At 54.6% G+C, this 13,002-nt stretch carries 10 protein-coding genes and 1 rRNA gene; 8 read left to right on the top strand and 3 right to left on the bottom strand.

The features are described 5' to 3' along the window. Nucleotides 1-116 precede the first annotated feature (116 nt). From rrf to FU672_RS21350, 4 genes are all read left to right on the top strand, one after another. Nucleotides 117-232: ribosomal RNA gene (gene rrf, locus FU672_RS21365) — 5S ribosomal RNA — on the top strand. Between the two features lie 124 nt (nt 233-356). Next, entirely contained in the window at nt 357-1,385 is a 1,029-nt protein-coding gene (gene murB, locus FU672_RS21360) for a UDP-N-acetylmuramate dehydrogenase (RefSeq protein ID WP_148244736.1), read from the top strand. Further along, the gene (birA, locus tag FU672_RS21355) at nt 1,382-2,344 is read left to right on the top strand and encodes a bifunctional biotin--[acetyl-CoA-carboxylase] ligase/biotin operon repressor BirA (RefSeq protein WP_148244735.1); all 963 of its coding nucleotides are present in this window, start codon (nt 1,382-1,384) and stop codon (nt 2,342-2,344) included. The genes murB and birA overlap by 4 nt, the downstream gene beginning before the upstream one ends. A 16-nt stretch (nt 2,345-2,360) precedes the next feature. Then, complete coding sequence (locus FU672_RS21350) at nt 2,361-3,353, top strand: family 8 glycosyl hydrolase (protein WP_148244734.1); 993 nt, start codon at nt 2,361-2,363, stop codon at nt 3,351-3,353. Nucleotides 3,354-3,401: 48 nt separating this feature from the next. Here FU672_RS21350 and bcsG read toward each other — a convergent pair whose 3' ends face one another. Genes bcsG through bcsE form a run of 3 tightly spaced genes read right to left on the bottom strand, consistent with a single transcriptional unit; the run spans nt 3,402 to nt 6,827 of the window. Next, the gene (gene bcsG / locus FU672_RS21345; RefSeq protein WP_063145660.1) at nt 3,402-5,081 is read right to left on the bottom strand and encodes a cellulose biosynthesis protein BcsG; all 1,680 of its coding nucleotides are present in this window, start codon (nt 5,079-5,081) and stop codon (nt 3,402-3,404) included. Beyond that, on the bottom strand, nt 5,074-5,271 hold the full coding sequence (gene bcsF / locus FU672_RS21340) for a cellulose biosynthesis protein BcsF (protein WP_024908822.1): 198 nt from the start codon (nt 5,269-5,271) through the stop codon (nt 5,074-5,076). The genes bcsG and bcsF overlap by 8 nt, the downstream gene beginning before the upstream one ends. Continuing rightward, the gene (gene bcsE / locus FU672_RS21335; RefSeq protein ID WP_148244733.1) at nt 5,265-6,827 is read right to left on the bottom strand and encodes a cellulose biosynthesis c-di-GMP-binding protein BcsE; all 1,563 of its coding nucleotides are present in this window, start codon (nt 6,825-6,827) and stop codon (nt 5,265-5,267) included. The genes bcsF and bcsE overlap by 7 nt, the downstream gene beginning before the upstream one ends. A gap of 175 nt (nt 6,828-7,002) precedes the next feature. Here bcsE and bcsR point away from each other — a divergent pair, with 175 nt between their 5' ends. The 4 genes from bcsR to bcsB are packed head-to-tail and all read left to right on the top strand — an operon-like array spanning nt 7,003 to nt 12,998. Next, nucleotides 7,003-7,191 carry a cellulose biosynthesis protein BcsR gene (bcsR, locus tag FU672_RS21330; RefSeq protein WP_008503237.1) on the top strand — a complete coding sequence of 63 codons (189 nt, stop codon included), beginning with the start codon at nt 7,003-7,005 and terminating at the stop codon, nt 7,189-7,191. An 11-nt stretch (nt 7,192-7,202) separates the two neighbouring features. Then, complete coding sequence (bcsQ, locus tag FU672_RS21325; RefSeq protein WP_148244732.1) at nt 7,203-7,955, top strand: cellulose biosynthesis protein BcsQ; 753 nt, start codon at nt 7,203-7,205, stop codon at nt 7,953-7,955. Beyond that, nucleotides 7,952-10,567 carry a UDP-forming cellulose synthase catalytic subunit gene (bcsA, locus tag FU672_RS21320; RefSeq protein WP_148244731.1) on the top strand — a complete coding sequence of 872 codons (2,616 nt, stop codon included), beginning with the start codon at nt 7,952-7,954 and terminating at the stop codon, nt 10,565-10,567. The genes bcsQ and bcsA overlap by 4 nt, the downstream gene beginning before the upstream one ends. Before the next feature lie 10 nt (nt 10,568-10,577). Next, the gene (gene bcsB, locus FU672_RS21315; RefSeq protein ID WP_148244730.1) at nt 10,578-12,998 is read left to right on the top strand and encodes a cellulose biosynthesis cyclic di-GMP-binding regulatory protein BcsB; all 2,421 of its coding nucleotides are present in this window, start codon (nt 10,578-10,580) and stop codon (nt 12,996-12,998) included. Nucleotides 12,999-13,002: the final 4 nt, after the last annotated feature.

The following is a 13,002-nucleotide window of genomic DNA, read 5'->3' as shown; positions in this document are numbered from 1 at the left end:
TGCGTTGAGCTAACCGATACTAATGAACCGTGAGGCTTAACCTTACAACGCCGAAGATGTTTTGGCGAAGAGACGACGCATTCAAATTTCAGCCTGATACAGATTAACAGAATTTGCCTGGCGGCTTTAGCGCGGTGGTCCCACCTGACCCCATGCCGAACTCAGAAGTGAAACGCCGTAGCGCCGATGGTAGTGTGGGGTCTCCCCATGTGAGAGTAGGGAACTGCCAGGCATCAATTAAGTAGAGAGGCCATCCGAAAGGATGGCCTTTTTGCGTTTATACGCTGCACAAACTAATCCCCCAACGCCCTGCTTATACGGTAAACTACCTGCGTTTTTGCATCAGGATAGCGTCTATGAACCACTCCCTTAAGCCCTGGAATAGCTTTGGCATTCAACGCAATGCTAATCAAATTGTACGTGCCGATACTGCACAGCAACTGCTGGATGCATGGCAAAGCGCAACAGAAAATAACGAACCCGTACTGATTCTGGGCGAAGGAAGTAATGTCCTGTTTCTCGATGATTTTGCGGGAACGGTGATCGTTAATCGCATCATGGGAATTGATGTTGAAGAGCGTGCCGATAGCTGGCACGTGCACGTGGGTGCCGGAGAAAACTGGCATCATCTGGTGCAATTTACCCTCGAAAAAGGGATGCCGGGCCTGGAAAATCTTGCGCTTATTCCAGGCTGCGCCGGATCGTCACCTATTCAAAACATCGGCGCCTACGGCATCGAACTGAAACATGTCTGTGAATATGTCGACTGCATCGAACTGGCGACCGGAACAGCTAAGCGTTTAACGGCAGAACAGTGCCGATTTGGCTATCGTGACAGTATTTTCAAACATGACTATCAGGATCGCTACGTGATTGTCGCCGTGGGTCTGCGCCTGTCGAAGAACTGGCAGCCGGTGTTGACCTACGGGGATTTAACGCGTCTCGATCCGGCGACCGTAACCGCCCGCGACGTTTTTGACTCGGTTTGCCATATGCGGATGACCAAACTTCCCGATCCAAAAGTAAACGGAAACGCTGGAAGCTTCTTCAAAAACCCGGTTATCAGCAGCGAAAATGCAAAAGTCTTTCTTGAGGGATGGCCAGCAGCGCCACATTACCCTCAGTCGGATGGCAGCGTGAAGCTGGCCGCGGGGTGGCTCATCGATCAATGCCAGCTAAAAGGCACTTCAGTAGGCGGTGCCGCCGTTCACCAACAGCAGGCCCTGGTACTGATTAATCAACGCGATGCGACCAGCGATGATGTTGTACAGCTGGCTCATTATGTTCGTCAGCGTGTGGGCGAAAAGTTTAACGTCTGGCTGGAGCCAGAAGTTCGCTTCATTGGCCGTACAGGTGAAGTCAATGCCGTGGAGGCCATCGCGTGAAAGACAATACCATCCCCTTAACCCTGATTAGCATCCTTGCTGACGGTGAGTTTCATTCTGGCGAGCAACTGGGTGAGCAGCTTGGCATGAGCCGTGCTGCTATCAATAAACATATCCAGACGCTCCGCGACTGGGGTGTTGATGTGTTCACGGTTCCAGGAAAAGGCTACAGCCTGCCGGAGCCTATTCAATTGCTGAATGAAGAAGCGATCCGCAGCCAGATTGGACACGGCAATATTGCGGTGCTGCCGGTGATTGATTCGACGAATCAGTATCTTCTGGATCGTCTGCCTGAACTGAAATCCGGCGATGCCTGTGTTGCTGAATATCAACAGGCCGGTCGTGGCCGTCGCGGCCGCAAATGGTTTTCGCCATTTGGTGCCAACCTCTATCTTTCTATGTACTGGCGACTCGATCAGGGTCCGGCCGCTGCCATTGGCCTGAGTCTGGTCATCGGCATCGTCATGGCGGAAGTGCTGCACGATCTGGGAGCGGATAAGGTACGCGTTAAATGGCCTAATGACCTGTACCTCAACGATCGTAAACTTGCGGGTATTCTTGTCGAACTGACGGGAAAAACGGGCGATGCGGCGCAAATCGTCATTGGCGCAGGCCTTAATATGGTGATGCGCAATGTACAAAATGATGTGGTGAATCAGGCCTGGACTAACCTTCAGGAGGCGGGGATCGTCATCGATCGTAACACCCTCGCCGTGCGTATGATTAAAGAGTTGCGCAGCTCGCTCACGCTTTTTGAGCAGGAAGGGTTGGCACCGTTCCTGTCTCGTTGGGAAAAGCTGGATAACTTCATCAACCGTCCGGTGAAATTGCTGATTGGTGATAAAGAGATCTACGGGACTTCCCGCGGTATTGACGCACAGGGCGCGCTGCTCCTGGAGCAGGATGGCGTGATCAAACCCTGGATGGGTGGTGAGATTTCACTGCGAAGTGCCGAATAACCGGATTGAGTTAATTATGCGAAAACCCGTCTGCGCGACGCTGGCCGTCATGATGAGTGTGTTGTTCTCGCCTCTCACTCAGGCGGATCAGGCCTGGGAGAGTTACAAGGCCCGCTTTTTCAAACCGGAAGGCCGGATTGTCGATACCGGCAATGGCGGTGTGTCGCATACGGAAGGTCAGGGTTTTGCCATGCTGATGGCGGTGGCCAACGACGATAAAGCCACGTTCGATAAGCTCTGGCAATGGACAGACAGTCAGCTGAAGAACAAAAAGAATGGTCTGTTTTACTGGCGCTATAACCCCGCAGAGTCCAACCCGGTCGCCGACAAAAACAACGCTGCAGATGGTGATGTGCTGATTGCCTGGGCGTTGCTGAAAGCCGACGCCCGCTGGCATGACAAACGCTACAGCGCCGCGTCGGATGCAATTACAAAAGCATTGATTGACCACAGCGTGATCCGCTATGCGGGTTACCGCGTGATGCTGCCCGGCGTCCAGGGATTTAAGCTTGAGGGTGAAGTGGTTCTTAATCCTTCCTATTTCGTGTTTCCGGCCTGGCAGGCCTTCGCCGGGCGCAGTCATTTGCCGGTCTGGCGCGATTTGATTAAGGATGGGAAAGGCCTGCTGGGGAAAATGGGCTCGGGTAAAGCGAATCTGCCCACTGACTGGGTTTCACTGGCATCAGGTGGCAAGCTGGCTCCAGCCAAAGGTTGGCCACCGCGAATGAGCTATGACGCGATTCGTATTCCGCTATACGTTGCCTGGTCTGAAAAACAAAGCCCACTGCTGACGCCGTGGAAGGCCTGGTTCGGTCATTTCCCCCGGGAACAAACTCCCGCCTGGGTTAACGTCACGACCAACGAATATGCGCCCTACATGATGGAAGGTGGCCTGTTGGCAGTACGCGATTTAACGATGGGGCAGTCTTCCGGAGAACCCGAAATCACCTCTACAGACGACTACTATTCGGCAAGTCTGAAAATGCTGGTGTGGATCGCCCAGCAATAATGTCGATATTGTCCCTCTCCCGGTCAGGGAGAGGGACGTCATACCGTATTACTGCGGATACGGTACCCAATCCCCGCCGTTCAGGCGAACGTACGGTTTGTTCTGATACTGGATCACCACCGCGTTGGCGTTCTCGGAAACTTCCGCCGTTTGCGGCAGTTTGCTGGTGAGCTGATCCCAGTTCACGCTATCTTCCACAAACAGCTTCCCGTCAACGGCACGGGCAACCAGTTCTGAGATCGCCAGATAGCTGGTTGGCTGTGTAATCTCAATCGGTGCGCCCTGATGGGGTGCCTTCATACCAAAGAATTTAATGCCGGCAGGCACGTTGGTGATGGACGGGCTTGGGATATCACGCAGACCTGATACCTGCATTCTGTCGCCTTTCAGCGCACCACCGTGCTCAGGTACCACAACCACCATCACTTTACGGCCTGATTTTTCCAGCTCCGTGAAGAACGCGTCCAGCTCGTCGAAGAATTTCTGCGCACGCACTTTATAATCTGCCGTTTTGCTCACGCCCGGGAAATGGTTACCGTCGTGGAGCGGCAGGGTATTAAAGAACGTCGCGCTGCGTGGATTACTGTCTTTTTCGATGGTCTGCAGCCAGCGTTGCAGGACGGCGGTATCGTCATAAACGGGCGAGCCGTCGAAGCCCAGCAGAGAGACAGGAAGACCGGTTTGATCCATCAGCGGTGCCTGCATGCCACCCTGTTCGCGCACCTCTTTCAGGAAGTTACCGAACTGGCCGTTATGCCCCAGCATCAGATGCTGCGTAAAGCCCAGTTTTGAGAGGTTATCGAACAGATAACACTGGTTGCCGGCGGGTTGATACAGGTTTTTATGCGATGTCTGACCGCAGCTTGCACGCAGCAGGCGGATCGCCGCCGGGCCGCTGTACGAGGTGGCAGAGTTGAAATCTTTGAACTGAATGTCGAAATGTGACCACAGCGGATGAGACATCAAACCGGCGGCATCCACGTCGGCCCAGGAGAGAGAACAGATGTTGATCACCAGCAGTTCAAACGGCTGCGCATCCGCTGGCAGCGCATCCGGGAATTTAGTCTGTCGCTTGTCTTCCGCGGTATAGAAACTGGAGAGCCAGGCGTTCAGGTTTGTAGAGGTCGGCGGTGCTGTCTGGGTTGGGATATCACCCACCACAGGCGTATCGCCTGCCGTTGTCACGGTTGCCGCTGCGCTTCCCCCGGTCGTGGTCACTGTGGTGGTCGGTTGACCGGCAGGCCACAGCGAAAAGTTTGGCCCTGCCAGCGTCAGCACGTTAAGCCAGATCATAATCGCGACGACAAACACCGTGACGCGGATCCACTGTGACAGGAACAGCCAGGCAACCAGCAGCACAAATACCGCGCCAATCATCTGCCAGTTAATAAAGCGCTCGGTCAGATCGAGGACATAGCTGGCGCTAAAGCCCGCCACCTGCGATCCCTGGCTCATAATGCTGTCCGGCCCCGGTAGCCAGGTATCATGCCAGAACAGCGCAAAGCCGACAGGGATGGCTACCCAGTGACGTAAGCGATGCAGCCTGATATTCGGCAGCGGCATCAGCAGGAAGGCCATAAACACGAGGTTGAGAAGGGGATGGAAATTCAGATAGCCTGCCCACAGCAGACCAAACTTCACCAGAAAGTAGAAGTTCCAGCCGGAAAGACCGCGCCAGTATTGCCAGAGCGGCGAGGGTGACGAAGCGGTATAGGTAGAATTAGTCATGTTTTCGGTCTGCCTTGACGTGTGATGCCCGTGTCAGTGTTCCGGCTGGTTTTACATAGCGAGGTTTTATAAACAGCACTCTGGCCGTATCACGGATACGGCGTATGGAATGACGCGCATAGTAGCCAAGCGGGAAAAAGATCAGCGCACAGAATATAACCAGTTGAATGATATCGCTGATATTCATGATGATGCGTTCTCCGCGTTGTCTGTTAATAAGCGAAGGGGTTCCGGAACCCGACGCCAGACGTGTCCATCATGTCTGGCATTGAGGATCGGTTTGGCATCGCTCTTGATAGCGAGCGGTTTAACCCATTGTTCAGGCTGGAGCGCACGCATCTGCACCAGCTCCGCGCTGATAGTATTATCTTCGAACCAAATCATACGGTTCGAGAAAATATCCCCGGTAGGCAGGGGGAAGATGTGGTTAAGCGCCGTATCGAGATCGTTTACCCGGCAGAAGGACAAAAACAGTACCAGGCGATTGTCGCCAATGGTCATGATGTCCCCTGTACGGTTCGGGCGACATAAGGTAAGAGCCTGTTCAACACGGATACCCGGTACAGGACGCAGGGCAACCATGACCCCTTTTCCGTCAGCGGGAAGAAGCGTGTTGCTCATCATGTTGCCGACGGCGTCGCAGAAGGTATCCCATTTTTGGTATCCACGCAGCTTCATCGGCTGCGTCATGGAGAGCAGCGTGGAAATATCTTCCGGCACATGGCGGCTAAACTGCTGGCCCTGAACGCTTTCGATAAGCGTCAGGCAGCGTGACAACGGCGCATTCCATGGAATAACCATATTGGCGCCGCAGCCCAGAAGCAGGCGCTCATCGGTGGCGCGCAGGCTGGTATTATTTTCGCGAACGATGATTTTTAACGCACTGCCGCGCTGGCGACGTAAGGTGTGGATTTGCCTTGCCAGCGTCTCAATCTGGTTATTCTGCATCAGTGAGAAAATAATGGTTGCCGCCTGGGTTGTGCGGGCTTCATGGAAAAGGGCTTCGTTAGATTCTAGCAGTGACCAGTTTTCCGACAGGGCAGGTGCCCCCTCTAAAACCGCGATATGGCTCAGGATGCGTTTTTCATCACTGCGCGGTTGCACCACGGTTTCTTCCTGCCGCGCCAGGTGCCACTCGCCCTCGATATGTTTCAGCGTAAGTTGTTGCCTGGCGCTCACGCCTTTTTCATTACACCAGAATGCAATATCGTAGAGATAGCTTCCCGCCTGGTCACGAACACTTGCCAGACCGAACAGGGAGCGATATTCACCCATTAAAAGTGAAAACAGCTTGTCATTATTACTGCCGGGATTGACTATCAATAGCGTGCAATTTTGAAATTTTGCCCATTTATTGATTTTTTCCAGCCATGGCAGCAGTTTTTCAGCAGGCATATTTTGCAGGACGTTATTTGCACATTTTAGAATCACTAAATAGTGATCCGGATCAATCGTGCACTGAACGTCGCGGGACAAAAAGTATAGACTATCGGCTTCCGATGTCATGGAAAATAATCGCACCGACTGGGGGCCGCGACCACTTTCAAGCGCGATAATTTTTCTGGGCTCTTCGCCCATGCTAATGACGGCCACACGGGAATCCTTATCCTGAGCAGCAATTGTCTGGTTTACCAGACTGATAGCATCTTCATTACGGTCCGTATTAATCCACCAGACTCCTCCGACTGGCATGTGGCTCAATTCGTCCCATAATGACTGGATGCCAATAGAAAATATGGAGTCCACGGTGTCCCTCTTTTCGTCTAATTTATCTGTATCTCAGTTTACTAGCGAAAGCGTAGAAATAAACCTAACATTGAAATTAAAGAACATCAGATTTAGCATGTAAATGAAATTTCATAGGGCAGGATGCCTCGCTACTTCTGATCTGGCGATTCTACGCAAAGGGATGGAAAAAAGAATGGATAATAACGAACCCGGTACCCCAGTCGATTCGACCCTGGGTTACACATTCCAAAACGATTTTCTGGCGCTGACGCAGGCCTTTTCTTTACCTGAAATAGATTACACCGATATTTCCCAGCGGGAACAGTTGGCTGCGGCTATTAAACGCTGGCCGCTATTAGCCGAATTCGCCCATCAACAATAAGGGAGCCATTGATGGCCATACTCGGATTACAGGGTGTCCGTGGCGGTGTGGGTACCACATCAGTTACCGCGGCGCTGGCGTGGTCATTACAGCTTTTAGGTGAATCGGTGCTGGTGATTGACGCCTGCGCCGATAATTTGTTGCGTATGTCGTTTAACGTCGACTTTTCTCGCGAAGAGGGCTGGGCCCGCGCGCTGCTTGATGATAAAGACTGGCAGGATGCAGGGATGCGCTATACCTCCCAGCTTGATCTGCTGCCGTTTGGTCAACTGACCACCACGGAACGCGAGAATGAAGCCGCGTATCAGCGTCTGTTTTCGCAGTTCACGATGGCGCTGCAAACCCTGAAAGAAAAAGGACACTACAAGTGGATCCTGCTGGATCTGCCGCACGGCGCCGGCACGCTGACCCGACAACTTATCGCGCAGTGCGATCATGTCCTTTCCATCGTCAACGTCGATGCGAACTGCCATATCCGCCTGCATCAGCAGGGGCTACCTCAAAATGGCCATATCCTGATTAACGATTTGCGCATTGGCAGCCAGATCCAGGACGATCTGTATCAGGTGTGGCTGCAAAGCCAGCGCCGTCTGCTTCCCATTGTCATCCATCGTGATGAGGGAATGGCGGAATGCCTTGCGTCTAAGCAACCGCTCGGCGAATACCGCAGCGATTCACTGGCGGCAGAAGAGATCCTGACGCTGGCTAACTGGTGTCTGCTGAACTTCGCCAACAGGGCGGAGCATGCAGGGAGTTCTGTATGAGTCGTCTCGCCAGCTGGTTACTCATCCCACCGGTCAGTTCGCGTTTGAGCGAACATTACCGGCATTTCCGCCGGTACGGCGCTTCGGCATTTAGCGCCGCGCTTGGCTGTTTCTGGATGATTCTGGCCTGGATGTTTATTCCACTCGAACACCCGCGCTGGCAGCGCATACGTGCACGGCACAGTGAGCTATATCCGCACATTAATCCCAACCGACCGCGTCCTTTGGATCCGGCGCGTTATCTTATTCAGGCTATCTGGCTGGTGGTCACGTCATCCCGCTCAGAGAAAATAACGCCGCACTGGCGCAGTTTCTCCCGCGTGCAGCAGTTACGTGAACGCTATCACCAGTGGCTGGATAAACTGCCCAACAACGTAAGCGATAAGACCAGCCATCTGGATAACCATAAAGAGCTCGGGCATCTCCATCCGGGCTTGCGGCGTTTTATCCTCGGCGTGATCGTCGTGTTCTCGCTCATTCTGGCGCTGGTCTGTATTACGCAACCTTTCAACCCTGTGGCGCAGTTCACCTTCCTGATCCTGCTGTGGGGCGTGGCGTTGCTGGTCCGCCGTATTCCGGGCCGCTTCTCGGCGCTGATGCTGATTGTGTTGTCGTTGACCGTCTCCTGTCGCTACATCTGGTGGCGTTATACCTCAACCCTGAACTGGGACGACCCGGTCAGCCTGGTGTGCGGTCTGGTGCTGCTGTTTGCAGAAACCTACGCCTGGATAGTGCTGGTGCTGGGCTATTTCCAGGTCATTTGGCCGCTTAACCGCCAGCCGGTTCCGCTGCCAAAAGACACCGCGCAGTGGCCAACTGTTGATCTCTTTGTTCCGACCTACAACGAAGATCTGAGCGTGGTGAAAAACACCATTTATGCCGCGCTGGGCATCGACTGGCCGAAAGATAAGCTCAAGGTCTGGATCCTGGATGACGGCAACCGTCCGGCGTTCCGCCAGTTCGCAGAGGAGGTCGGCGTCGAGTACATCGCCCGTCCGACTCACGAACATGCTAAAGCCGGGAACATCAACAACGCGTTGAAGTATGCCACAGGGGAGTTTGTCTCGATCTTTGACTGTGATCACGTGCCGACGCGCTCGTTCCTGCAAATGACCATGGGCTGGTTCCTGAAGGAGAAAGAGCTGGCGATGATGCAGACGCCGCACCACTTCTTCTCGCCGGATCCGTTTGAACGTAACCTTGGCCGTTTCCGTAAAACCCCGAACGAAGGCACGCTGTTCTATGGCCTGGTGCAGGACGGAAACGATATGTGGGATGCCACCTTCTTCTGCGGCTCCTGTGCGGTTATCCGCCGTAAACCGCTGGATGAAATTGGCGGCATCGCCGTCGAAACGGTGACTGAAGATGCGCACACCTCTCTGCGTCTGCACCGTCGTGGCTATACCTCGGCCTATATGCGTATTCCGCAGGCTGCCGGTCTGGCAACGGAGTCACTGTCGGCGCACATTGGTCAGCGTATTCGCTGGGCACGCGGGATGGTGCAGATTTTCCGTCTCGATAACCCACTGATAGGGAAAGGGCTCAAGCTGGCGCAACGTCTCTGCTACGTCAACGCCATGTTCCACTTCTTATCCGGTATCCCGCGGCTAATCTTCCTGACCGCGCCGCTGGCGTTCCTGCTCCTTCACGCTTATATCATTTACGCTCCCGCGCTAATGATTGCGTTGTTCGTTCTGCCGCACATGATCCACGCGAGCCTGACGAACTCGAAGATACAGGGTAAATACCGCCATTCCTTCTGGAGTGAAATCTACGAAACGGTGCTGGCCTGGTACATCGCGCCGCCGACGATGGTGGCGCTGATTAACCCGCATAAAGGGAAATTCAACGTCACCGCGAAGGGTGGTCTGGTGGAAGAGGAGTACGTCGACTGGGTGATCTCCCGTCCGTATATCTTCCTGGTATTGCTGAATATCGTTGGCGTCATCGCCGGTATCTGGCGTTACTTCTACGGCCCGGAAAACGAAATCCTGACCGTCTTCGTGAGTATGGCCTGGGTCTTCTACAACCTGATTATCCTCGGCGGCGCGGTGGCGGTGTCGGTGGAGAGCAAACAGGTTCGTCGTGCGCATCGCGTTGAAATCTGCATGCCTGCGGCGATCGCCCGTGAAGATGGCCACCTCTTCTCCTGTACCGTGCACGACTTCTCTGACGGTGGTCTGGGGATCAAAATCAACGGCCAGGCGAAGGTGCTGGAAGGGCAGAAAGTTAACCTGCTGCTTAAGCGCGGTCAGCAGGAGTATGTCTTCCCGACGCAGGTTGTTCGCGTGACGGGCAATGAAGTCGGTCTGCAGCTGATGCCGTTGACCAAAAAGCAACATATCGATTTTGTGCAGTGTACGTTTGCCCGCGCGGATACGTGGGCTATCTGGCAGGACAGCTTCCCTGAAGATAAACCTCTGGAAAGCCTGCTGGATATTCTGAAGCTGGGGTTCCGTGGCTATCGTCACCTTGCAGAATTTGCCCCGTCGTCGGTGAAATTAATTTTCCGGTCACTTACTTCGCTGGTTTCCTGGGTCGTGTCGTTCATTCCTCGTCGTCCTGAGCGGGATGAGGCGAAGCAGGCGGACCCGGTTATGGCTCAACAATGATGATAACGCGATGAAAACAAAACTTTCCTGGTTATGTGCAGTGGCAATGGGGATGAATGTCCTCCCCGCAACAATGGCTAACGCAGCTCCTGGTAACGCAGCGGCAACGCCTGCGCCAACGGTACCTGTCGTCGCGCAAGCAACCGATCCGGTTGTCACCGCGGCACCTGGTCAAACAGAAAACATTATTCCGAACCAGCCAACGGAGGGGAACACCCTGCCGGCAGATGGGCAGGTCATCGGGCAGGTGATGCCGGGCGTCCGGGGGGCGAATGCGCCCATCGTCGCGGACAATGCGCCGTCACGGGACGTGAAGCTGACCTTCGCGCAAATTGCGCCGCCTCCGGGCAGTATGGTGCTGAGTGGCATCAACCCTAACGGCGGTATTGAATTTGGCATGCGCAGCGATGAGGTCGTCTCTCATGCGGTGCTGAACCTTGAATACACCCCGTCACCGTCGCTGTTGCCGACGGAGTCTCAACTTAAGGTCTACCTGAATGACGAGCTGATGGACGTTCTGCCGGTCACCAAAGAGCAACTGGGTAAGAAAACCCAGGCGCAGGTGCCGATCAACCCGCTGTTCATCACCGACTTTAACCGTATCCGTCTGGAGTTTATTGGTCACTACCGCGATGTCTGCGGAAATCCTGCCAGTAGCACGCTGTGGATGGACGTCGGACGTAACTCCTCGCTGCAGATGACCTACCAGTCGCTGGCGCTGAAAAACGATCTCTCTGCATTCCCGGTTCCGTTCTTTGATCCGCGTGATAACCGTCCGCTCACGCTGCCGATTGTGTTTGCGTCGTCCCCGGACGTGACCGAGCAGCTGGCTGCCACCATTGTGGCATCCTGGTTTGGTTCACGTGCCGGCTGGCGTGGTCAGAGCTTCCCGGCAATGTATGACAAACTGCCGGACAGAAATGCCATTGTGTTTGCGACCAACGCGAAACGCCCGGCCTTCCTGCGCGATCATCCGGAGGTCAAAGCGCCGACCGTTGAGATGATAAACCACCCGGAAAACCCGTATGTGAAGCTGCTGGTGGTCTTTGGTCGTGATGATAAAGATCTGGTGCAGGCCGCAAAAGCGATTGCCCAGGGCAACGTCCTTTTCCGTGGCAACAGCGTGGTGGTGGATGAGGTCAAACCGCTGCTGGCGCGTAAACCTTATGATGCGCCAAACTGGGTGCGTACCGACCGTGCGGTGACATTTGGCGAGCTGAAAACCTATGAAGAACAGCTGCAGGCGTCGGGGCTTGAGCCCGCGCCAATTAGCCTCTCAATGAATCTGCCGCCGGATCTGTACCTGCTGCGTACCAACGGCATTGATATCAATCTGAACTACCGTTATACCGCGCCAGCGACCAAAGACAGCTCGCGCATGGATATCAGCCTGAACAACCAGTTCCTGCAATCTTTCAGCCTGCAAAGCACGCAGGATTCTAACCGCCTGATGCTTCGCCTGCCGGTGTTGCAAGGTCTGCTGGACGGTAAAACGGATGTTTCTATCCCGGCACTGAAGCTTGGCGCGATAAACCAGCTGCGCTTTGACTTCCAGTACATGAACCCGATACCTGGCGGTTCGGCGGAGAACTGCATCACCTTCCAGCCCGTACAGAACCACGTCGTGATTGGCGATGAGTCGACCATCGACTTCTCGAAGTACTATCACTTCCTGGCGATGCCGGATCTGCGTGCCTTTGCTAACGCGGGCTTCCCGTTCAGCCGCATGGCCGATCTCTCTGAGTCCATTGTGGTGATGCCAAAAGCGCCAAACGAAGGGCAGGTCACGACCCTGCTGGACACCATGGCGACTGTTGGGGGACAGACGGGATTACCGGTGATTAACGTCACGTTGACGGACGATGGCAGCCAGATCCAGAACAAAGATGCTGACATCATGGTGATCGGTACCATTCCGGATAAGCTGAAAGATGACAAACGTATCGATCTGCTGGTGAAAGCGGCCCAGTCCTGGGTTAACACGCCGCTGCGCCAGACCGAGTTCCCGAGCATTATGCCGGATGAGAACGATCGTCAGGCCAGCGCGCAGACGACGGTAACGTCTCAGGGGGCAATGGCCGCGGTGGTGGGCTTCCAGTCCCCTTACAACGACCAGCGTAGCGTGGTGGCTCTCCTGGCGGACAGCCCGCGCGGGTATGAACTGCTCAATACGGCCATGAACGACAGCGGTAAACGTGCCGCGATGTTTGGTTCCGTGTCGGTGATCCGTGAGTCCGGCGTCAATAGCCTGCGCGTAGGCGATGTGTACTACGTGGGCCATCTGCCGTGGTTCGAACACCTGTGGTATGCGATGGCGAATCATCCGGTTCTGCTCGCCATCCTGGCTGCGGTCAGTGTGGTCTTGCTGGCATGGGTGCTGTGGCGTCTGCTGCGTATCATCAGCCGTCGTCGCCTGAACCCGGATGAGTAAGATG

Origin of the sequence: Enterobacter asburiae, from assembly GCF_008080435.1 — a bacterium.
GTDB classification, from domain to species: domain Bacteria; phylum Pseudomonadota; class Gammaproteobacteria; order Enterobacterales; family Enterobacteriaceae; genus Enterobacter; species Enterobacter asburiae_C.
This window is presented reverse-complemented; position numbering and strand designations above follow the sequence as displayed.